Raw genomic sequence first — 21,195 nt, 5'->3', positions numbered from 1 at the left:
GCCATGCCGCTGTTCGACGTCGCCGTCCTCTGCCTCTTCCTGTTCTGCTGGCTGTTCTATGAGCCGCTGCTGCGCTGGCTGGGCCAGCACAAGGGCGCGATCAACACCGACATGACCATCGTCCGGCGCGGCTGGATGAGCGAGATGGCCAGCCGGGAGATCACGCTGCTGGACGGCCAGCTTCTGGGCCACGCCATCAACTCGGCCTCGTTCTTCGCCTCGTCCAACCTGCTGCTGATCGCGGCGGCGGCGGGCGTGCTGTTCGGCGGCGACACCACCTGGAAGAGCATCGAGGGGCTGGCGGTGCTGGCCCCGGCCACGCGGATGCTGTTCGAGGCCAAGCTGGCCCTGGTGCTGGTGGCCCTGGCGCGCGGCCTGCTCGATTTCATCTGGTCGATCCGGCAGATGAACTACTGCCTGGCGGCCATCGGCGCCGCCCCGCAGGACGCCCCGCCCGAACTGGCCAAGGCCTATGGCGAGGCGACGGCGCGGCTGCTGAATCCGGCCCTGTCGGCGTTCAACGCGGGGGTGCGCGGGTACTACTTCGCCCTCGCCGGCGCGGCGTGGCTGCTGGGGCCCATCGCCTTCCTGGCGGCGACGAGCGGGGCCATGTTCCTGCTGGTCTGGCGGCAGCGGCGCAGCCGGGCCTCGGCGGCGATCCGGGAGATCCGGGTGCTGCTGGAGAGCGCCCCACATCCCGCCGACCGCCCCCGGCCCGAGCGGTCAGAGAAGTCCTAGGTCCCTGCGCGCCGCCTTGGTCAGCTTGGCGGCGACCAGGGCGTGGGCGGTCTTCAGCCAGTCGGCGACCTCGGCGTCCTCATGGTCGTCCAGGCTTTCGAACCACACCCACTTGGCGCGGGCCAGATAGGGCGCGGGCCTGGCCATGCCGTTCTCGGTCATGACCTCGAACGCCAGATCCGAGGCCTTGAACGAATAGCCGCCCTTCCCCGCGCCGGGGCCGGCGACGGCGAACATCTTGCCCCCGACCTTGTAGACGTGGTCGTCGCCCCATTGGACGGTCATGGTCGCCGCCGGCAGGGCCATGCAGGCGTCGTGAAACGCCTGCGGACTCACGCCTGGACGCCGACGCCGATCGGGCAGACGACGCCCGTGCCGCCGATGCCGCAATAGCCGTTCGGGTTCTTGGCCAGGTACTGCTGGTGGTAGTCCTCGGCGAAGTAGAACGGCCCCGCCTCGACGATCTCTGTGGTGATCGGGCCCAGACCCTGGGCGGCCAGCGCCTGCTGATAGGAGCCCTTGGACGCCGCCGCCGTAGCGGCCTGGGCGTCGTTCTCCACATAGATGGCGGAGCGGTACTGGGTGCCGATGTCGTTCCCCTGGCGCATGCCCTGGGTCGGGTCGTGGTTCTCCCAGAAGGTTTTCAGCAGGGTCTCATAGGTGATGACCTTGGGGTCATAGACCACCAGCACCACCTCGGTGTGGCCGGTGCGGCCCGAGCAGACCTCTTCATAGGTCGGGTTCGGGGTGATCCCGCCCGCATAGCCGGCGGCGGTCACATAGACCCCCGGCAGGTTCCAGAAGACGCGCTCCACGCCCCAGAAGCAGCCCATGCCCAGGACGGCGGTCTCCAGACCGGCGGGGTACGGCCCCTTCAGCGGGTGGCCGTTGATGAAGTGGGTCTCGGCGGTGGGGATCGCCGCCGGCCGGCCCGGCAGGGCGTCAGCTTCGGTCGGCAGGTCCAGGTTCTTCTTGGCGAACAGCATCGGGGCCTCGGGAAAGAGGGAATGAATTGTCCGGCTCTAGATAGGAATTGTCGGGCCTTCATTCCAGAAGATCCGGCATCCGCGCGATCTTGCCGGAATCGGCGCAACATCGGGCGGTGAGCGACGACGCCAACCCCGCCGAACTGGAGCGCATGGCCCAGGCCCTGGAGGCCAGCGGCCGATACCGCGTCCTGCGCAAGCTGGACGCCCTGCCCTCGCGCCCCGCGCCGGAAGGCCAGATGCTGCGCCAGGGGATCATCCTCGACGTGGAGACCACCGGCGTCGATCCGGCCTGGGACGAGATCATCGAGATCGCCATGGTCCCCTTCACCTACGGGACCGACGGCGAGGTCTATGAGGTGCTGCCGCCGTTCCAGGCCCTGCGCCAGCCGTCCAAGCCGATCAGCGCCGAGATCACCCGCATCACCGGCATCACCAACCAGATGGTGGCGGGCAAGGTCATCGACGCCCGCGACGTGGCGGCCTTCATCGCCCCCGCCAACCTGATCATCGCCCACAACGCCGGCTTCGACCGCAAGTTCGCCGAGCGGTTCACCGAGGCCTTCACCGCCAAGGCCTGGGCCTGCTCCATGCGCGAGGTGGCCTGGGCCGAGGAAGGGTTCGAGGGGGTGAAGCTGGCCTACCTCGCCGCGTCCTGCGGCTATTTCTACGAGAAGCACCGGGCGACCAGCGACTGCGAGGCGACGCTGGAGCTGCTGCGCCGCCGGCTGGGCACGGGCCGCACCGCGCTCGACCACCTGCTGGAGTCGGCCCGCAAGCCGAGCTGGCGCATCTGGGCCGAGAACTCGCCCTTCGACCTGAAGGACCTGCTGAAGGCGCGCGGCTACCGCTGGAACGGCGAGCCCAACGGCCTGCCCAAGTCCTGGTACGTGGATGTCCCCGATGACACGCGCGAGGCGGAGCTGGAGTTCCTGCGAGCGGAGATCTACCGCGCGCCGGACTTCACGCCGCTGATGAAGCGGATCACGGCGTTTGAAAGGCATTCGGGGAGGTATTGAGGGGCGGGCGATGACCTGAGCCGCACCACAACTGATTGAGAGCGGTCGGTCAGGCGCGAGCACGACGGATGGGCGCCCAGCGGCAGTTGCTCCTGTCGGCAAAAAGCAGACGAGGATCCTCATGCCGCGGCCTCGACGGAGAATACGACTCCGCGCAGCTTCGCCACCGGGAGGCCATCAGTGATGTGGGATGATTGGACGCTCTGGGTTGGCGAGCAATCGCCTGCTTGGTGATGGCGGGAGTACGGGGTTCTCCCGTGGGCCGAAGCGAACCAAGGCGCGCTTTCTGCACTCGCGCTTCTGGCGGCGCTGCTGATCGCAATCAACGAGTATCGCGTGGCTCGCCAGAGCGAGGCGCGGGCAAAGGCGGCCGCGCGGGTGGGAGAGCTCGAGCGGCGATTGCTGATCGCCGGTGAAGCGTTTCGTCTGGCCGAGTTCTTCCTGCGGGCGATCGAGAACGACATCGGACGCAGCCCTGAAGAAAAATTGCGGTGGGTGATCACGACAGAAGCGACCCGCTTTGCCAGGTCTTTCTGGACCGGATGGAAACCCCGCGTAGCGATGCGACCGGGTTTACGGGCTTGCGTTTGGCAATACACCGGGTCCTAGGCGAGATGCGCGCCGTCGCCGCCTGGGAAATCGAAGGGCATTCGTACGCCACCGTCAGCAATTTCCGGATGGGCCTGCGGATCGCTGTGAAGGCGCTCTCCGCGCAGAAACTGTCGGCCGAACATGAGGTCGGCTTCCAGCCCGCGTTGGCAGAGGGACAACGGCGTCCACTTTTCCGAGGCCCAAAAAGTTTATCTGGCCGGTTCAAGCAGCCACCGGCACCTGGACACCCATGAACTCCCTGGCGTGATCCGCTCTTAGGGGCGCGGTGCGGCGCGGCCACAGAAGTGTCGGCTACGACTGAATTTGAACGAGAAGCGTGGCGGTGAGAGAGGGATTCGAACCCTCGATAGAGTTTCCCCTATACACGCGTTCCAGGCGTGCGCCTTCAACCACTCGGCCACCTCACCAGCACACTGGAATCGGGGGTGGTTGAAACCCCCTGCGCAGGAAGGCGCGCAATATACTCAGGGGCGCTCCCGTAGCAAGCGCTGTGTTCACGGACGGTCGGAACCCTCTCCGAGCAGGGCGGTTTTAAGCTGCACAGTCGGCTGGGGAGCCCGCACTAGACCCGGAAACTCGGCATGGAAGAAGCCAATCTCTTTCTCAAGGCCCTGAAGCCCGCGGACTCGGAGCGCATGGCGCGCATCCTGCGCAGAGTGTCGTTCCGGCAGGACGAGGTGCTGGCCGTGGAATACCAGCCGATCGAGCGGGTGGTCCTGCCGATCGACTGCATTCTGTCCGTGCTGGCGGTGATGCGCGACGGTCGGCAGGTGGAGACGCGGACCATCGGCTGCGAAAGCGGCTATGGCCTGCTGCACGCCCTGGGCTCGCCCGTGTCGTTCGAGCGCCTGCTGGTGCAGGTGCCGGGGGACGCCTGGGTGGCCAGCCTGAGCGATCTCAAGGCGGCGGCTGTCGCCTCGCCCGACCTGATGGAGCGGATCGTTCGGTATGCCCAGGCGACCCTGATCCAGGCTGCGCAATCCACGGCCTGCAACGCGCTTCACTCGGTAGAGCAGCGCATGAGCCGCTGGCTGCTGATGACCCAGAGCCGCCTGAGCACGCCGGTGGCGCCCCTGACCCAGGAGCACCTGTCGATCATGCTGGGCGTGCAGCGGACGACCGTAACGGCCACGGCCAGCGCCCTGAAGGCGCGTGGCCTGATAGCCTATAGCCGGGGCAATATCCGCATACTCGATGAGGCGGGCCTGAAGCGGGTTGCGTGCGAGTGCTTCTCGACCATAGACGCGGCGATGGAGATGATGCGCGAAGAGTGATCGCATTGTTGAAACAATATTGATCAACGACGCTTCGTAGTAGCTCGCGGCGCCATGCATGCCATCGCCGTCGATCAAGGCCAGCGATCGGGAGACGAAGATTTGTGGCAAAGCGAGTTGCATGCGTTGCCGCAGCTGGTCGTCACCGATTATCGCCCGCTTGTTGAAGCTTTCGTTGAACCATATCCGCGGATGATGGCCGCCGGGCGTAGCCTTCTCCCGGTCGTTGAAGTAGGTGCGTGTAGGTGTTGCCCAGGCTCGCCTGCGGTCTGAATCTGCGCGTCGATCCAACCCGCAAACCCAAGCGCCTGCACACCGGCGATGTCCGTATCCGTCGGTCTCCAGGTCGCCTGCGTCAGGAAACGCGCCGCCTCATGCGGGGTGGGCGGTTCGGCCTTCGGGCCGACGCCTGTCGACTTCAGCGCGGCGGTGACCACCGCGCCGGTGGCGACCAGGACCTTCGTGCTCGTTTCCATGATCGATTCAGCCTCCCAAATTCGAGGCTGAAACTGGCTAAAGCTGCGCCGTGCAACAAACGAGCGTTGTTGATGCGCGGTGAGGAGATTTCAGCGATAAGCGGAGGCTTATCAGTGGCTTGTGCGACGGAAGCCGTGCCCCTGCGGGCCGTGCTCAGCCCCGACGACCGCCCAGGTTCTTGCCAAGGATCGCCGCGATGATCAGGCAGAAGGCCGCCAGGCGCAGGAGGTAGATCCAGCTGGCCTCCTCCCGGTGGACGTTCAGCAGGGTCGGCAGGGCCTGGTTCGTGGCCATGAGGGCGAAGGCCGCCGCGAAGGCCAGGAACAGCCGATCCCGCGTCCGCGCCCAGAAGCGCAGGAAGAACAACCCGGCCATCAGATAGCCGACGGTAAGCGCTCCCGCCACGAAGGCGTTCATGATCGGATCGCCAGTCACCGGTCTGTCTCCCACACGAAGCCGTAGAGCAGCACGCCCAGAGCGGCGAAGGCGGTGATGCGGCGGTACGGCAGCAGGTAGACGTCCGGCAGCCAGACGAGGTCGGCCACCAGGAACAGGTTGTTCACCGCCAGCAGCGCGAAGCTGATCGCCGTCCACAGCAGCAGGCGCGAACGGCTGGCCCGCCAGGCGCGGGCCAGCAACAGGGCGCAGACCGCACTGGTGATCAGGCACAGCAGATAGACCGCCGTGGGTCCGAAGAAGCTCACGTTGATCCCCCCTTGAACCTGAAGGCGTCCGCCAGGCCTTTCAGCTTGTCCGGCGGTGTGGCGATGGTCTTGATCACGCTGACGGGGCGCTCCTTGAAGGCCACCGCCAAGCGGCCGCAGAGCTCGGCCATATGGGCGTCGGCGGGCGCGAAGCGGCGGCCGCCATCGGCGGCGCGCTCCACCAGCCGGGCGACTTCGAGACCCGCCAGGGCGCTCTCCACCAAGGTCTCGTTGGCGCGCATCTGAGCGGCGAGATCAGCGACCGTCCACCAGCGGTCGGGATCGCCGCGCATGAGCAGCAGCAGCTCCAGGGCCCATACCGAGGCGAATCGCTCCCGGATGAAATGAAAGAGTTCGGGATCGCGGAACATCAGACGGCGGCGGCCACGGCTTTGCTTGCCGCGTCGGCGTCCAGAAGCGCCCTTAAGCGGGCCGCCAGGGCGGGCGTTTCATACGGCTTGTCGATTAGCGGAAAGGCGTCGCCCCAAGCCTGCGCCCCATCGCCCACATAGCCGGACGTCAGGAGCACCTTCATCCCCGGGCGCAGCACGCGCGCCTGTTGAGCCAGTTCGAAGCCGGTCATGCCGCCGGGCATCACCACGTCCGAGAACAGCAGGTCGACCTTCCGCCGTCCCTGCAGCATCTCCAGCGCCGCCTGGGCGCTGTCGGCCGTGGCCACGTGATAGCCTAGGCCGGACAGGACATCGACGGTCAGGGCCAGGACGTGCGGATCGTCCTCGACGACCAGGATCCGTTCGGTGCCGCCGGAGACGGGAAGGTCCGTGCGTACGGCCTCGACCACCGTGCCGGCGGCCTCCGACCGCGGCAGGCGGATGTCGAAGCGGGCGCCCTGCCCCGGCCGCCCGTCCACGAACACCTCGCCGCCCGACTGGCGCACGAAGCCATAGACCTGGCTGAGGCCGAGGCCCGAGCCCTTGCCCACCTCCTTGGTGGTGAAGAAGGGCTCGAAGATGCGGGCGGCGACGTCCGGCTCCATCCCGGCGCCGGTGTCGGTGACGCTGACCACCACCTCGCCGCCGTCATGGCGCGCGGCGATGCAGAGGCTGCCGCGCTCCTCCATGGCGTCGCGGGCATTGACCGACAGGTTCAGCAGCGCGGTCTCGAACTGCGCCGGATCGAGGTGGACGTGCAGGTCATCGTCCAGCTCCGTCGTGATGGTGATCCCCTCGCCCACCGCCTGCCGCAGCAGGGGCACGAAGTTGAGGATCAGGGCGTTCAGCTCCACCGTCCGGGGATTGAGGTGCTGGCGGCGCGAGAAGGCCAGGAGCTGGCGGGTAAGCGCCCCGCCCCGCTCGGCGGCGAAGCGGATGGCGGCGGCCTGGCGGCTGAGCTTCTCATCATCCTCCACCCGCCTCTGCAGACGCTCCACATTGCCGAGGATCACGGTCAGCAGATTATTGAAGTCGTGGGCCACCCCGCCGGTGAGCTGGCCCACCGCCTCCATCTTGCGGGCCTGGGCCAGGTCCTCCTCCAGGCGGCGGCGCTCGGTGTTGTCCATCAGGGAGCCGAACACCGTGGCCGGCTCACCGTCGCGGGCCGGCGCCAGGACACCCTGATCGAGGAAGGAGCGATAGACCCCGTCCGCGCACTGCCAGCGGAATTCGCAGGCATAGTCGCCGGTCTCCAGAGCGTCGCGCAGGGCGTCCTCGACCAGATGACGGTCTTCGGGGTGGACGCGGTCCAGACCAAACTCGGCGTTCTCGGTGAAGGCCTCGACGTCGAAGCCGGTGACGTCCTTCACATTCGCGCTGACGAAGCGGGTGGCGAAGGGCGGCGCGGCGTCGCGCGAGTGGAACACCACCGGCAAGGCCTGGAGAATCTGCTCCTGCCGCTCCTGGGTGACGCGCAGGGTCCGTTCGACGGCCAGACGATCGGCGTGGGCCTTGGCGTTCTCCTCCAGCAGCAGGCGGCGCTGCTCCGACTGGCGCTCCACCTCCAGGGTCTTGAGGTGCAGGTCCACCAGCACCTGCACCTTGGAGCGCAGGATGAAGGGATCCACGGGCTTGAACACCACGTCCACGGCGCCGGCGGAGTAGGCCTTGAAGATGTGGGCCTCGTCGCGGAACACGGCGGTCAGGAAGACGATGGGCGTCTCGCGGTTCTTGCGCCTCATGCGGATCATGCGGGCGGTCTCGTACCCGTCCATGTCCGGCATGTGCAGGTCGAGCAGGATGACGGCGTAGTCCTCGGTCAGCAGGCGGCGCAGGGCCTCCTCGCCGGAGCGGGCGATCACCAGCTCCTGTCCGAGCGTCTCCAGGGCCTGTGTCGCCGCGAACGCATTACGCTCATCGTCGTCGACGATGAGGATGCGCGTCGTCGGCCGCTCCTCCCCCGGGAGCGGCTCGAGACTGTGATTGGCGACCGCCTCGACCATGCGTCAGACGGCGGCGGGGACGAGGGCGACGACCTTGTCGCCGGCCAGGCGCTGGGCGTCGGCGCGCTGCACCGAGACACGCAGGACCGAGATCAGCTGGTCGATGTCCACCGGCTTGGAGACATAGTCGGACGCGCCGGCCTGGATGCACTTCTGGCGGTCGCCCTTCATGGCCTTGGCGGTGACGGCGATCACCGGCAGGTCCGAGAACTGCGCTCGCGAACGGATCTCCCGCATGGTCTCGTAGCCGTCCATGTCGGGCATCATGATGTCGACCAGCACCATGTCGACCTCCGGCAGGCTGTCGAGCAAGTCCAGCCCCGCCCGGCCGCTTTCGGCGTAGCGCAGCTCGATGCCGTACTCCTCCAGCGCGCTCGCCAGGGAGAAGATGTTGCGGATGTCGTCGTCGATGACCACCGCCGTGCGGCCGGTCAGGACAGCGTCGGCATGGCGCCCCTGGGCCAGCATGGTGCGGGCGGGATCGGACAGCCCCTCCACCGGGGAATGCAGCAACAGGCTGACATGGTCGATCAACTGCTCCGGCGTGCGGGCCAGACGCGCCAGGCCGGCGAAGACCGCCAGGCGCAGACGGCGGTCGTCGTCGCCCTCAAGCTCCTGCGGTGCGTAGAGCACGGCGACGCCGGGGCGGATCTGGCGCTGCTTGAGCAGGTCGATGATGGGACCGACGGGGCCGCCGCCCACATCGACCACGATACAGCCCTGTTCACCCGCGAAGACGCTGTCGGGCAGGTCGGCCAGGCTGGCGGCGCGTTCGACGGCGAACGCCTGGGCCAGGGTCGTCTCCGCCTCGCTCTCGGCGTCGCCGCCGATGAGGACGACGGGCGCGGCCTGCTGGGCCGCGAGCTTCTTGACCTCTTCAAGCGACGAGATCACCGCCTCGCGGGCCACCGGCTTGGAGGTGAAGCCCACCGCGCCCATGGACAGGCCGAGCCCGCCATGATCGTCAGCCGAAATCACATGGACCGGGATGTGCCGCGTGTCGGGCGTGCGCTTAAGCAGGTCCAGAAGGGCCAGGCCATCCATATCCGGCAGGCCCACATCCAGCATGATGGCATAGGGCGAGAAGCGGCGCGCAAGGGAGGGCACGGCCGATCCCTCGCCCGTCACCACGCCCTTGAAGCCCACGTCGCGGACCAGGGACAGCAGGATCGACGAGAAGCGCGGATCGTCCTCCACGATCAGCACCACCGGGTCGCCGGGCTCGATCTGCTCGCGGTCGTCGACCACCGCCTCGGCCGGCTCGGCGTCGACGATGGAGGCCGTGGACAGGCGGAACGGCTGCGGCGCCACGGCCGGGCCGCGCGGGGTCATGACCGGTTGCGCGGCCGGGCTGAAGTTCAGCGGCAGGTACAGGGTGAAGGTGCTGCCCTCGCCCGGGGTCGAGACGACCTTCAACTCTCCGCCCAGCAGGCGGGTGATCTCGCGGCTGATCGACAGGCCCAGGCCCGTGCCGCCGTACTTGCGGCTGGTGGTGCCGTCGGCCTGCTGGAAGGCCTCGAAGATGATCCGCTGCTTCTCTTCGGGGATGCCGATGCCGGTGTCCTCGACCGAGAAGGCCAGGACCTGGCCGGCGGTGTTCAGGTGGTCGTTGCCCGTGGCCCAGCCGCCCGTGGCGCGCGCCACCTTCAGCTTCACAGACCCCGCCTCGGTGAACTTGAAGGCGTTGGAGAGCAGGTTCTTGATCACCTGCAGCAGGCGCTTGTCGTCGGTGTACATCGAGCGCGGCAGGCCGGGATCGACGTCGATGTTGAAGTCCAGCTTCTTGCCCTGGGCGATCTGGGCGAAGGTGCGGTCCATCTGGTCGCGCAGGCTGGCGAAGGACATCTCTGCGATGTCCAGGGTGACGGTGCCGGACTCGATCTTCGACAGGTCGAGGATGTCGTTGATCAGCCCCAGCAGGTCGGTGCCCGCGTCGTGGATGTTCTTGGCGAACTCCACCTGCTTGTCGCTCAGGTTCCCCTGGGCGTTCTCGCTCAGCATCTTGGACAGGATCAGCAGGCTGTTCAGCGGCGTGCGCAGCTCGTGGCTCATATTGGCCAGGAACTCCGACTTGTATTTGGAGGTCAGGGCGAGCTGCTCGGCCTTCTCCTCCAGCGCCATCTTGGCCTGCTCCACCTCGTGGTTCTTGGCCTCCACCTGCTTGTTCTGAGCGGACAGCAGGATGGCTTTGTCCTCGAGCTCGGCGTTGGTCTGCTGCAGCTCGTCCTGCTTGCTGCGCAGCAGCTCCTCAGACTGACGCAGGGACGCGGCCTGCTGCTCCAGGCGGTCGTTGGTCTTCTTCAGCTCTTCCTGCTGGGCCTGAAGCTCGCCGGTGAGGAGCTGCGACTGGGCCAGCAAGCCCTCGGTCCGCATGTTGGCGGCGATGGTGCTGAGCACGATGCCCACCGACTCCATGAGCTGGTCGAGGAAGGCCTGCTGGGTCTCGTTGAACTCGCCCAGGGTGGCCAGTTCGATCACCGCCTTCAGCTCGCCTTCGAACAGGGCCGGCAGGACGACGATGTTGTGCGGCGAGGACGCGCCGAGGCCCGAGCTGACCTGCAGGTAGTTCTTGGGCACGTTGGTGAGGACGATGCGCTCCTTCTCCACCGCGCACTGGCCGATCAGGCCTTCGCGGGGACGCAGCTGCGCGGCCGGCGGCTTCTTCGGATTGAAGGCGTAGCTGGCCGCCAGGGTCAGGACCTCCTCCCCGTTCTCGTCGCGGTCGGAGACATAGAACAGGCCGTGCTGGGCGCTGATCAGCGGGGCCAGTTCCGACAGCACCAGGTTTGATACGGTCGACAGGTCGCGCTCGCCCTGCAGCATGCGGCTGAACCGGGCCAGGTTGGTCTTCAGCCAGTCCTGCTCGGTGTTCTTCAACGTCTGATCCTTCAGGTTGCGGATCATCTCGTTGATGTTGTCCTTCAGGGCCGCCACTTCCCCCGACGCCTCCACGGTGATGGAGCGGGTCAGGTCGCCCTTGGTCACGGCGGTGGACACCTCGGCGATGGCGCGGACCTGGGTGGTCAGATTGGCGGCCAGTTCGTTCACGTTGTCGGTCAGGTCGCGCCACAGGCCGGCGGCGCCGGGCACGCGAGCCTGACCGCCGAGCTTGCCTTCCGAACCCACTTCGCGGGCCACGTTGGTCACCTGGTCGGCGAAGGTGGCCAGGGTCTCGATCATGCCGTTGATGGTGTCGGCCAGCGAGGCGATCTCGCCCTTGGCGTCCAGGGTCAGCTTGCGCTTCAGATCGCCCTGGGCCACGGCGGTCACGACGTCGGCGATGTTCCGCACCTGGCCCGTCAGGTTGGCGGCCATCATGTTCACGTTGTCGGTGAGGTCCTTCCAGGTGCCGGCCACGCCGGGCACCTGGGCCTGACCGCCCAGCTTGCCTTCGGTGCCCACTTCGCGGGCCACGCGGGTCACTTCCGAGGCGAAGCCGTTCAGCTGGTCCACCATGACGTTGATGGTCGACTTCAGCTCCAGGATTTCGCCCTTCACGTCCACGGTGATCTTCTTGGACAGGTCGCCGCGCGCCACGGCGGTGGTCACGTCGGCGATGTTCCGCACCTGGCCGGTCAGGTTGCCGGCCATCAGGTTCACGTTGTCGGTCAGCTCCTTCCAGGTGCCGGCGACGCCGCGCACATTGGCCTGACCGCCCAGCTTGCCTTCGGTGCCCACCTCGCGGGCCACGCGAGTCACTTCCGAGGAGAAGGAGTTCAGCTGGTCCACCATGACGTTGATGGTGTTCTTCAGCTCCAGGATTTCGCCCTTCACGTCCACGGTGATCTTCTTGGATAGATCGCCCATGGCCACGGCGGTGGTCACCTCGGCGATGTTCCGCACCTGACCGGTCAGGTTGGCGGCCATGAAGTTCACGTTGTCGGTCAGGTCCTTCCACGTGCCGGCCACGCCCTTCACCTGGGCCTGGCCGCCCAGCTTGCCTTCGGTGCCCACTTCACGCGCCACGCGGGTCACTTCCGAGGCGAAGCCGTTGAGCTGGTCCACCATGACGTTGATGGTGTTCTTCAGCTCCAGGATCTCCCCGCGGACGTCCACGGTGATCTTCTTGGACAGGTCGCCGTTGGCCACGGCGGTGGTCACGTCGGCGATGTTCCGCACCTGGCCCGTCAGGTTGGCGGCCATCAGGTTCACGTTGTCGGTCAGCTCCTTCCAGGTGCCGGCGACGCCCTTCACCTGGGCCTGACCGCCCAGCTTGCCTTCCGTGCCGACTTCACGCGCCACGCGGGTCACTTCCGACGAGAACGAGTTGAGCTGGTCCACCATGGTGTTGATGGTGTTCTTCAGCTCGAGAATCTCGCCCTTCACGTCCACGGTGATCTTCTTGGACAGGTCGCCCATGGCCACGGCGGTGGTCACTTCGGCGATGTTCCGCACCTGGCCTGTGAGGTTCTCGGCCATGAAGTTCACGTTGTCGGTCAGGTCCTTCCAGGTGCCGGCGACGCCCTCCACCTGGGCCTGACCGCCGAGCTTGCCCTCGGTGCCGACTTCGCGGGCCACGCGGGTCACTTCCGAGGCGAAGCCGTTGAGCTGGTCAACCATGACGTTGATGGTCGATTTCAGCTCCAGGATCTCGCCCTTCACGTCCACGGTGATCTTCTTGGACAGGTCGCCCTTGGCGACGGCGGTGGTCACCTCGGCGATGTTCCGCACCTGGCCCGTCAGGTTGGCGGCCATGAAGTTCACGTTGTCGGTCAGGTCCTTCCAGGTGCCGGCCACGCCTTCCACGCGGGCCTGGCCGCCCAGCTTGCCCTCGGTGCCGACTTCACGCGCCACGCGGGTCACTTCCGAGGCGAAGCCGTTCAGCTGGTCCACCATGACGTTGATGGTCGACTTCAGCTCCAGGATCTCGCCCTTCACGTCCACGGTGATCTTCTTGGACAGGTCGCCCTTGGCCACGGCGGTGGTCACCTCGGCGATGTTCCGCACCTGGCCGGTCAGGTTGGCGGCCATCATGTTCACGTTGTCGGTGAGGTCCTTCCAGGTGCCGGCGACGCCGCGCACCTGGGCCTGGCCGCCGAGCTTGCCTTCCGTACCCACTTCACGCGCCACGCGGGTCACTTCCGAGGCGAAGGAGTTGAGCTGGTCCACCATGGTGTTGATGGTGTTCTTCAGCTCCAGCACCTCGCCCTTCACGTCCACGGTGATCTTGCGGGAAAGGTCGCCGTTGGCGACGGCGGTGGTCACCTCGGCGATGTTCCGCACCTGGCCTGTGAGGTTGGCGGCCATCAGATTCACGTTGTCGGTGAGGTCCTTCCAGGTGCCGGCCACGCCCTTCACCTGGGCCTGGCCGCCCAGCTTGCCCTCGGTGCCGACTTCACGCGCCACGCGCGTCACTTCCGAGGCGAAGGAGCCCAGCTGGCCCACCATGGTGTTCACCACCCGGCCGATGCGCAGGAATTCGCCACGCAGAGGGCGATCCTCGTTCTCCAGGTCCATGGTCTGGGACAGGTCGCCCTTGGCGGTCGCGCCGATCACGCGAGCCATTTCGGCGGTGGGGTGCACCATGTCGGTGATCAGGCTGTTCACCGCTTCGACGCTGGCGCCCCAGGCGCCGGTGGCCCCGGACAGGGCCGCGCGGTGGTTGATCTTGCCCTGTTTGCCGACCACGTCGCCGAGCCGCTCGAACTCCTTGCTCATGCGGTCGTTGAGATCGACGACGTCGTTGAAGGCTTCGGCCAGTTCGCCGTCAACGCCGGTCAGGTCGCCCGGCAGGCGGACCGAAAAGTCGCCCCGCCGGAACGCACGAAGCGCCGCGAGAAGTTGATGGACGTCCAGGCTCGATTGCCGTTCGGCCGCCGCTGCAAGCATGACTGTGCTTCCTCGAAAGACGCGTTCGCGCTCGAGGCCGCATGGACGGCGTCAACACCCCGGAGCTCCCGCTCCTATGAAAGGCGTGTACCGCCCAAGCACCCCCGATCAGCGGCCAACGTTTCGAGACGACGCCGGTTCCCCAACCACAGGTATGGAACTGTGGAAAAGTTCCACTTTCGGCGTTCTTCAGTTCACCCGGCGCTCTCGGCCCTCCCAATAGGGCTCGCGAAGCTGGCGCCGCAGGATCTTGCCGGCGGCGTTGCGCGGCAGGGCCTCGATGAAGTCCACGCTCTTGGGCGCCTTGAAATGGGCGATGCGCGAGCGGGCGAAGGCGATGATGTCGTCGGCGTCCGGCGTCACCCCCGGCTTGGGCGCGACCACGGCCTTGACCGCCTCGCCCCACTTCTCGTCGGGCACGCCGATCACCGCCACCTCTCCCACGTGGGGATGGCCATAGACGGCGCTCTCCACCTCGGCCGGATAGACGTTTTCGCCGCCGGTGATGATCATGTCCTTCACCCGGTCATGGATGAACAGATAGCCGTCCTCGTCCATGTAGCCGGCGTCGCCGGTGCGCAGCCAGCCGTCGGCGGCCATGGTGGCGGCGGTGGCCTCGGGCAGCTTCCAGTAGCCGGTCATGTTGGCGGCGGAGCGGGTCGCCACTTCCCCCACGGTTCCGCGCGGGACCTCGTTCCCGGCCTCGTCCACCACCTTGATCTCCACCCCCGGCATCGGCAGGCCGGCGGAGCGCATGCGCGGCGTGCCGGCGGGGTCGTGATCCTCGGGCGGCAGATAGACGATGGTGCCGCAGGTTTCGGTCATGCCGTACTGCTGGACGAAGCCGCAGCCGAACACGTCCATGGCCTCGCGCAGCAGGTCGAGCGGGATCGGGGCTGCCCCGTACAGCATGTACTTCAGGCGGCTGTAGTCGATCTCCCGCGCCCGGGGCTGGCGCACGACGATCTGCAGGGCGGCGGGCACCAGGAACAGCTTCGACACCCGGTCGTGCTCGATGAAGTCCAGCACCTTGAAGGGATCGAACTCCCGCGCCACCACGCCGGTCGCGCCGTTGAACAGCCCCACAAGACCCCAACCGCTGCCGCCGATGTGGGCCACCGGCATGGCGACGAGGCTGACGTCGTCGGGAACCCAGGCGTTCCACTCCATGGGCTCCAGGGTCGCCTCGCGTCGTCCGCGCAGCAGGTTGCCGTGGCTGAGCATGGCTCCCTTGGGCCGCCCCGTGGTGCCGGAGGTATAGAGCTGGATCGCCACGTCGCGGTCGCCGATGGCGACGCCGGGGTCTTCCGCCGACTGGCTGTCGCGCCAGGTCTCGAAAGACGGCCAGCCGGGCTCGTCGCCTTCCATGACGATGACGGCGGAGCCGCCTTTCAGCTTGGGCTCCATCTCGCGGCCGGCGGCGACGCTTTCAGGTCCCACGAACAGCAGCTTGGCTTCGGCGTCCTCGACCACATAGGTGATCTCGGGCACGGCCAGGCGCCAGCCGATGGGGACCATGACCACCCCGGCCTTGGACGCCCCGGCGAACAGCTCGAAGTACCAGTCGCTGTTCTTGCCCACATAGGCGATCCGGTCGCCCTTCTTCAGGCCCGCCGCGATCAGGCCGTTGGCGACCTGGTTCGTGTGGCGGTCGAAGTCGGCGAAACTCGTTTCCCGCCCCTCGAACTTGAAGGCGGTCGCCTGCGGACGGGTCCGGCCGTGATAGCGGGCCACATCGCCCAGGGTCGGCATCTGGTCGAAGTCGATGGCGTTCTGATCGCCCATTTGTTTCTCTCCCTGCGCCCTCAGAGGCCCAGAACCAGCTTGGCGACGATGTCGCGCTGGATTTCATTGGAGCCGCCGTAGATCGACGCTGCGCGATTATTCAGGTAGCGGGCCGTCAAGGCCAACAGGTGTTCGGGTCCGATCAACGGAAAATTGCGACCTGCCCCGACGTCAACCGGCTGAGCGACCGCCGCATAGTGCGCGGCCGCCTCGATTCCGACCTCGTCGAGACGCTGCATGGCCTCCGTCCCCTGGGTCTTGAGCAGGGACGAGACCGCCCCCGGGTTCTTGCCCGCCGACAGGGCGCTGAGCACGCGGTGCTCCGACACCTCTACGGCCTGGACCGCGATTTCGGCGTCCACCAGCTTCATGCGGAAGCGCGGATCGTCGATCAGGCGCTCACCGTCCGCGGTCTCCAGCCGCGCCACTTCCCGCAGTCGCTCGATGGTGGCGCGAAGACCCGGAGACGCTCCCCCGCCCCGCTCGAACTCCAGCAGGTGCTTGGCGACGGTCCAGCCCTGGTTCTCCTCGCCCACGCGGCCCGATTGGGGCACGCGGACATTGTCGAAGAAGACCTGATTGACCTCGTGCTCCCCCGCCAGGGTGATGATCGGCTCGACCGTGATCCCGGGCAGGTCCATGGGCAGCAGCAGGAAGGTGATCCCCGCCTGCGGCTTGCCCTCCGTCGACGTCCGCACCAGGCAGAACATGTGGGTCGCCCACTGGGCATGGGTCGTCCAGATCTTCGAGCCGTTGAGGACATAGTCGTCGCCGTCGGCCACGGCCTTCATCTGCAAGGACGCCAGGTCGGAGCCGGCCCCGGGTTCGGAATAGCCCTGGCACCAGTAGTCCTCGCCCGACAGGATGCGCGGAAGGTAGTGCGCCTTCTGCTCCGGCGTGCCGAACTTCATGATCACCGGCCCGACCATCTTCAGCCCCATGGGGGCTAGGTTGGGCGCGCCGGCGCGGGCGCATTCGGCGGTGAAGATGTAGCGCCGCATCTCGTTCCAGCCCGTGCCGCCGTACTCGACCGGCCAGGACGGCGCGACCCAGCCCTTGGCGTGCAGGATGCGCTGCCAGGGGGTGCTGTGACGTTTCTCGGTGAAGACGCTGGTGGCGTGACGCCCGACCTCGCGCAGTTCGGGGGTCAGGGATGCATCGAGGAAAGCCCGCACCTCGTCGCGGAACTTCCGGTCCTCCGGCTCCAGATCTAGGTTCAAACGATACTCCAAGCGGTCCGGAGGAAGGAACGCCGACACCGGCAAGCCGGCGTCGGCGTGAGGTTTCCCGAGGTGGGAACGACTAGAAGTTCACGCGCAATCGCAAGGCCACCGAACGCGGCCGCTCGATGGTCGCGAAGTAGGAGCCGGTGGCCAGCGGCACGTCGTTGGCGGTCTGGAAGGTGTGTTCGTTGGTCAGGTTGCGCATGACCAGATCCAGCGCCCAATCGCGGTCCTGCGGACCCACGCCCACCAGCAGGTTCACCTTGGTCGTCGCCTTCTGCAAGGTCCGGGGATCGAGATCCTGGGCGCCGTAGAAGTCGTCGACATAGTTGGCCTGGCCGTCGACCGTCAGCTCGTAGTTCCCGATCGGCTTCACCCAGCGCACGCCGAAGCTGATCGTCCATTCGGGCGTGATCTGGTTGGTGCGGCCGGTCAGGTCGTTGACCCCGGCGGCCGAGCACAGCGCGCCGTTGGCGTAACCGCCCGCCGCGATCTGGGCCACGGTGCAGCCGGCGTTCTTGTAGTCGGTATACTCGAAGTCGATGTAGCCGAGGGCCGCGGTCAGGGTCAGTTCGTCCACCGGACGCCAGCGGCCATCCAGCTCGACGCCCCAGGCCTTCGCCGCCGCCGCGTTGCCGACGACATAGGAGGTGCCGCCGGTGAACTGCGACGTCTGGATGTCGTCGTACTTCACATGGAAGATCGCGCCGTTCAGCTCCGCCCGGCCGCCGAAGCGCAGCTTGGCGCCGGCTTCGTAGGAGGTGGCCTTCTCCGGCAGATAGGCGATCTCGCGCAGCATGCGCTGCTGATACTGGTCGGCCGTCTCGCCGGGCCGCGCGCCGCCGGTGCCGAAATACGCGGCGTTGAAGCCGCCGCCCAGGGTGCTGTGCGCGGCGCTGATGTAGAAGCTGGCCTCGTCCGTCGGCTTCCACCGTAGGTTCGCCGACCAGGAGGTGTCGTTCTCCTTCATGCTCGGCCGCAGCACGTGCGGCGTCGCCTCCAGCACCGCGTTGGCCAGGGCCGCCAGGACCGGGGCCGGCAGCGGGCCGCCGGTCGTCGCGTTGGTCAGGGTGATCTCCTGCAGTGCGTCCTTCTTTTCGGAGGCGTAGCGGATGCCGCCGGTGGCTTCGAGCTTGTCGGTCAGGTCGATGGTCGCTTGGCCGAAGATCGCCCACAGCTTGCTTTCCTGCTGGAAGCGGCCGAAGCGGCTCAGCGGCGGGAACGGCACGCCCAGGGGCACGGTGTTGGCGTAGGTCCAACCGTCGTTGTCGAGCTGTGACTTCTGCAGATAGACGCCGGCCAGCGGCCGCACCTTGCCCACCGAGGCGAAGTTGATGCGGCTTTCCAGGCTGTACTGCTCGTACTTCTCGTCCTGCTTTACCTGCAGCACGTCGAGCGGGCCGAGATCGGCGTCGAAGGCGCGCAGGAAATCGTAGCCGGAATAGGCGCCGATGGTGGTCCATTCGCCGATGGGCGTGCGCCAGTCCAGGCGCGCCATCACCTCGTCCGTGCCGCCGTCCATGACGAAGGCCGAGCCGAGATCCAGGAAGGCGGAGCTGTTGCCCTGCCGCGCCTTGCCGTCGATGTTCCCCTCGACGCCCAGGCTGGACAGCAGCGGCGCCAGCGGCCCGCCGAGATGAATGATCTCGATCGGGTTGCCCTTGGTGTCGAAGTCGCTGTGGTCGTAGCGGACGTAGAGCTTGGCGTCCTCGCTGACGTCCAGCTCCGCCGACAGGCGGCCGGCCCAGTTGGTGTAGCGGGGCTGCGCCTCGTCGTAATAGCTGTTGTCGACCCAGCCATCCTTCATCTGGTTGTACTGGAAGCCGCCGCGCACCCGCAGGCGATCATTGATCGGCCCGGTGATGTAGCCCAGCACCTCGGTCTCGCCCTGCTCGAACTCGTAGCCGGCGGAGATCGAGCCGTCGAAGACAGAGGACGGCCGGGCGGAGTTGATGTTCAGCGCGCCGCCCACGGTGTTCTTGCCGAACAGCGTGCCCTGCGGTCCGCGCACCACTTCCAGCGAGCCCATGTCGAGGAAGGCGAAGCGGGACTGCACCCCGCGCCCGCGATAGACGCCGTCGACGAAGGTGGCCACCGCCTGCTCGCCCGCCGCCTGCAGGTCGGAGTTGATGCCCCGCATGGAGATGACGTCGGAGATCGGGCTCTGCGAGACCGTGAAGTTGGGGATCGTGCCGGTCAGGTCCTGGAACCGGGTCACCCCCTGGGCCTGCAAGGTCTCGCCCTTCACGGCGGTGATCGACAACGGCACCTCCTGAAGGGTCGCCGTGCTCTTGGTCGCGGTGACGATCACCTGATCCAGTGTGTTGTCCTGCGCAGAGGCGACGCCGCCAGCGCACAGGGTCGCAAGGACGGCGCTGGACGCTGTCCGAAGCCAAAGCCTCATTCCCGTTCTCCCTCAGGCCGCGGCTCGCGCGCGGCTCCTCCGACCCGAGCTTCATCGTCTCGAGTTCCACCGGAGCTTGCGGAAGGGGTTCAGGCGGAACAAGCTGTCGAAAATGATAGGGCGGGAACGGGCGACGTGGGGGCAGGTCTCGAACTTGTTGAAGAGCTGGCGCGTGACGCCGCCCGGCTAGGCGTCGAGACGGGCCTGCCGTTCATCGCCGCCAGCGCGGACATCGGCAGCCCGGAGCCCATGGTCGGCCTGGATGGCCGCCCCCTGGCCGAGACGATCTTCCAATGGGTGGACCCGGCGCTGGAGTACTGGCGCGACCGAGGATTCGCCCTACGCTCGCCCTTCGTCCACGCGGCGCGATTCAGCGCGGAGCCGTTCTACTATCACGACCGGCGGTTCGGCTCCTGGCGCCCCGCCCCCTGGATCGAGACCTTCGGGCGGGTGGAGACGCCGGACACCTTCGGCGTCGGCGCGGCGATCATCGCCCCCGCCTATCACCCGCGTGGGGTTATCGGGGCCATCGTCTGGGCGTCGCCCGATGCGGACGTGGATGTGAAGGCGGTGTTCGACGCAAAGGCCGGGCTTTTCCACGCCACGGCGTTGAAGCTGACCGGGGCCTATCAGGACGTCCGCCGCAGCATCCGGCCGGAGCCGGCCCGCCTGACCCGCCGCGAGATCCAGTGCCTGAAATGGGCGGCGGCCGGGAAGACGGACATGGAGATCGGGACCATCGTCCGCATCTCCACTCCCACGGTGCGCTTCCACATCACCAATGCAGCGGGAAAGCTGGGCGTTGGCGGCCGGTCGCAGGCGGTGCTGCGCGCGGCCAACCTCGGCTACATCGGCGCCGCCGCAGCGGGCTAGAGCCTACGGCTCTAGTCTTCTAAAAGTGAAGCGCGTCACGCGGCGAAACCGCTCACACTTTCGCCTGACGCGCTTTAGCCGAAACCGGTTCCGCCCAGGACCGAGCCGCCGTCGCAGTCGATGATCGTGCCGGTGATGTAGGCGGCGTTGTCGGTGCTGAGGAACAGGGCCACGTCGGCGATCTCGCGCTTCTCGCCATAGCGGCGCAGGGCGATGTTGTCCTTGATGCGCGCCTCAGCTTCCGGCGTCGGCGCCAGGCGCGCCATGCCCTCGGTGTCGGCGATCGGGCCGGGCGAGATGGCGTTCACCCGCACGCCCATGGCGCCCCACTCCATGGCCAGCACCTTGGTCAGCATGTTGATGCCGGCCTTCGCCGCGCAGACGTGGGCCTGCATGACGCTGGGCTTCACGGCCTGGGGCGCAGTGATGCTGATCAGGGACGCCCCCGGCTTGCGCAGGAATTCGAAGGACGCGCGCAGGACGTTGAAGGTGCCGATCAGGTCGATGTCCACCACGGTCTTGAAGCCGTTGGACGACATGCCCAGCGCCGGGGCGACGAAGTTGCCGGCGGCGCCGGACAGGATGATGTCGATCTCGCCGAACGCGTCGTGCGTGCCCTTCAGCGCCGCCTCGACCGCCGCATAGTCGCGCACGTCGGCGGCGAAGCCCACGGCCTCATGCCCCTTGGCCTTCAGGCCCGCCACGGCGGCGTCGACCTTGTCCTGGCTGCGGCTGATCACGGCGACCTTGGCGCCCTGCTCCGCGAACCGCTCGGCCACGGCGAGGTTGATGCCGCTGGTCCCGCCGGCGACGAAGGCGGTCTTGCCGGCCAGCAGGCCGGGCTTGAAGGCGTCGTTCATGGGCTTCCCTCACGCT

The 21,195-nt window shown here is 67.3% G+C and carries 16 protein-coding genes and 1 tRNA gene; 5 read left to right on the top strand and 12 right to left on the bottom strand.

Features of this window, described 5'->3' with window-relative positions:
* The first annotated feature begins 3 nt into the window (after positions 1–3).
* Complete coding sequence (locus P7B02_RS18445; protein ID WP_277787828.1) at positions 4–738, top strand: DUF599 domain-containing protein; 735 nt, start codon at positions 4–6, stop codon at positions 736–738.
* On the opposite strand, the gene P7B02_RS18440 is transcribed toward P7B02_RS18445, so the two are convergent.
* Positions 724–1,074 carry an MmcQ/YjbR family DNA-binding protein gene (locus P7B02_RS18440; protein WP_277787827.1) on the bottom strand — a complete coding sequence of 117 codons (351 nt, stop codon included), beginning with the start codon at positions 1,072–1,074 and terminating at the stop codon, positions 724–726. The genes P7B02_RS18445 and P7B02_RS18440 overlap by 15 nt on opposite strands.
* Positions 1,071–1,724 (bottom strand): peptide-methionine (S)-S-oxide reductase MsrA, encoded by a 654-nt coding sequence (gene msrA / locus P7B02_RS18435; protein WP_277787826.1) that lies wholly within the window; start codon positions 1,722–1,724, stop codon positions 1,071–1,073. The genes P7B02_RS18440 and msrA overlap by 4 nt, the downstream gene beginning before the upstream one ends.
* A 116-nt stretch (positions 1,725–1,840) precedes the next feature.
* Between msrA and P7B02_RS18430 the strand changes: the two genes are divergently transcribed.
* Together P7B02_RS18430 and P7B02_RS18425 are read left to right on the top strand one after the other, a co-directional pair.
* Complete coding sequence (locus tag P7B02_RS18430; protein WP_277787825.1) at positions 1,841–2,743, top strand: 3'-5' exonuclease; 903 nt, start codon at positions 1,841–1,843, stop codon at positions 2,741–2,743.
* A gap of 336 nt (positions 2,744–3,079) precedes the next feature.
* A complete protein-coding gene (locus P7B02_RS18425) occupies positions 3,080–3,352 on the top strand; it encodes a hypothetical protein (protein ID WP_277787824.1) in 273 nt (90 codons plus the stop codon).
* A 320-nt stretch (positions 3,353–3,672) separates the two neighbouring features.
* Here P7B02_RS18425 and P7B02_RS18420 read toward each other — a convergent pair.
* Positions 3,673–3,762, bottom strand: a tRNA-Ser gene (locus P7B02_RS18420).
* A gap of 174 nt (positions 3,763–3,936) precedes the next feature.
* Here P7B02_RS18420 and P7B02_RS18415 point away from each other — a divergent pair.
* Positions 3,937–4,629 carry a Crp/Fnr family transcriptional regulator gene (locus P7B02_RS18415; protein WP_277787823.1) on the top strand — a complete coding sequence of 231 codons (693 nt, stop codon included), beginning with the start codon at positions 3,937–3,939 and terminating at the stop codon, positions 4,627–4,629.
* A gap of 630 nt (positions 4,630–5,259) precedes the next feature.
* Here P7B02_RS18415 and P7B02_RS18410 read toward each other — a convergent pair.
* From P7B02_RS18410 to P7B02_RS18375, 8 genes are all read right to left on the bottom strand, one after another.
* A complete protein-coding gene (locus P7B02_RS18410) occupies positions 5,260–5,541 on the bottom strand; it encodes a DUF5985 family protein (protein WP_277787822.1) in 282 nt (93 codons plus the stop codon).
* Complete coding sequence (locus P7B02_RS18405) at positions 5,538–5,810, bottom strand: DUF5985 family protein (RefSeq protein ID WP_277787821.1); 273 nt, start codon at positions 5,808–5,810, stop codon at positions 5,538–5,540. The genes P7B02_RS18410 and P7B02_RS18405 overlap by 4 nt, the downstream gene beginning before the upstream one ends.
* Positions 5,807–6,181 carry a hypothetical protein gene (locus P7B02_RS18400; RefSeq protein WP_277787820.1) on the bottom strand — a complete coding sequence of 125 codons (375 nt, stop codon included), beginning with the start codon at positions 6,179–6,181 and terminating at the stop codon, positions 5,807–5,809. Before P7B02_RS18400 ends, P7B02_RS18405 begins: the two co-directional genes overlap by 4 nt.
* Positions 6,181–8,205, bottom strand: coding sequence for a response regulator (locus P7B02_RS18395; protein ID WP_277787819.1), 2,025 nt, complete (start codon positions 8,203–8,205; stop codon positions 6,181–6,183). The genes P7B02_RS18400 and P7B02_RS18395 overlap by 1 nt, the downstream gene beginning before the upstream one ends.
* A 3-nt stretch (positions 8,206–8,208) precedes the next feature.
* On the bottom strand, positions 8,209–14,034 hold the full coding sequence (locus P7B02_RS18390; protein ID WP_277787818.1) for a HAMP domain-containing protein: 5,826 nt from the start codon (positions 14,032–14,034) through the stop codon (positions 8,209–8,211).
* 189 nt (positions 14,035–14,223) lie between these two features.
* Entirely contained in the window at positions 14,224–15,819 is a 1,596-nt protein-coding gene (locus tag P7B02_RS18385) for a fatty acid--CoA ligase (RefSeq protein WP_277787817.1), read from the bottom strand.
* Positions 15,820–15,839: 20 nt separating this feature from the next.
* Positions 15,840–17,039 (bottom strand): acyl-CoA dehydrogenase family protein, encoded by a 1,200-nt coding sequence (locus P7B02_RS18380; protein WP_277787816.1) that lies wholly within the window; start codon positions 17,037–17,039, stop codon positions 15,840–15,842.
* An 82-nt stretch (positions 17,040–17,121) separates the two neighbouring features.
* Positions 17,122–19,446, bottom strand: coding sequence for a TonB-dependent receptor (locus P7B02_RS18375; RefSeq protein ID WP_277787815.1), 2,325 nt, complete (start codon positions 19,444–19,446; stop codon positions 17,122–17,124).
* 135 nt (positions 19,447–19,581) lie between these two features.
* Here P7B02_RS18375 and P7B02_RS18370 point away from each other — a divergent pair, with 135 nt between their 5' ends.
* Positions 19,582–20,319, top strand: a complete 738-nt coding sequence (locus P7B02_RS18370) for a helix-turn-helix transcriptional regulator (RefSeq protein ID WP_277787814.1) — start codon at positions 19,582–19,584, stop codon at positions 20,317–20,319.
* 74 nt (positions 20,320–20,393) lie between these two features.
* Here P7B02_RS18370 and P7B02_RS18365 read toward each other — a convergent pair whose 3' ends face one another.
* Positions 20,394–21,179 (bottom strand): SDR family oxidoreductase, encoded by a 786-nt coding sequence (locus tag P7B02_RS18365; protein WP_277787813.1) that lies wholly within the window; start codon positions 21,177–21,179, stop codon positions 20,394–20,396.
* Between the last annotated feature and the right edge of the window lie 16 nt (positions 21,180–21,195).

This window comes from Caulobacter segnis, from assembly GCF_029543125.1.
GTDB classification, from domain to species: domain Bacteria; phylum Pseudomonadota; class Alphaproteobacteria; order Caulobacterales; family Caulobacteraceae; genus Caulobacter; species Caulobacter segnis_D.
This window is presented reverse-complemented; position numbering and strand designations above follow the sequence as displayed.

Bases quoted from the DNA above. Each gene is read 5' to 3' on its own strand.
- P7B02_RS18400 (WP_277787820.1), bottom strand. From the start codon at position 6,181: ATGTTCCGCGATCCCGAACTCTTTCATTTCATCCGGGAGCGATTCGCC.
- P7B02_RS18365 (WP_277787813.1), bottom strand. From the start codon at position 21,179: ATGAACGACGCCTTCAAGCCCGGCCTGCTGGCCGGCAAGACCGCCTTC.
- P7B02_RS18445 (WP_277787828.1), top strand. From the start codon at position 4: ATGCCGCTGTTCGACGTCGCCGTCCTCTGCCTCTTCCTGTTCTGCTGG.
- P7B02_RS18375 (WP_277787815.1), bottom strand. From the start codon at position 19,446: ATGAGGCTTTGGCTTCGGACAGCGTCCAGCGCCGTCCTTGCGACCCTG.
- P7B02_RS18390 (WP_277787818.1), bottom strand. From the start codon at position 14,034: ATGCTTGCAGCGGCGGCCGAACGGCAATCGAGCCTGGACGTCCATCAA.
- P7B02_RS18395 (WP_277787819.1), bottom strand. From the start codon at position 8,205: ATGGTCGAGGCGGTCGCCAATCACAGTCTCGAGCCGCTCCCGGGGGAG.
- P7B02_RS18385 (WP_277787817.1), bottom strand. From the start codon at position 15,819: ATGGGCGATCAGAACGCCATCGACTTCGACCAGATGCCGACCCTGGGC.
- P7B02_RS18415 (WP_277787823.1), top strand. From the start codon at position 3,937: ATGGAAGAAGCCAATCTCTTTCTCAAGGCCCTGAAGCCCGCGGACTCG.
- msrA (WP_277787826.1), bottom strand. From the start codon at position 1,724: ATGCTGTTCGCCAAGAAGAACCTGGACCTGCCGACCGAAGCTGACGCC.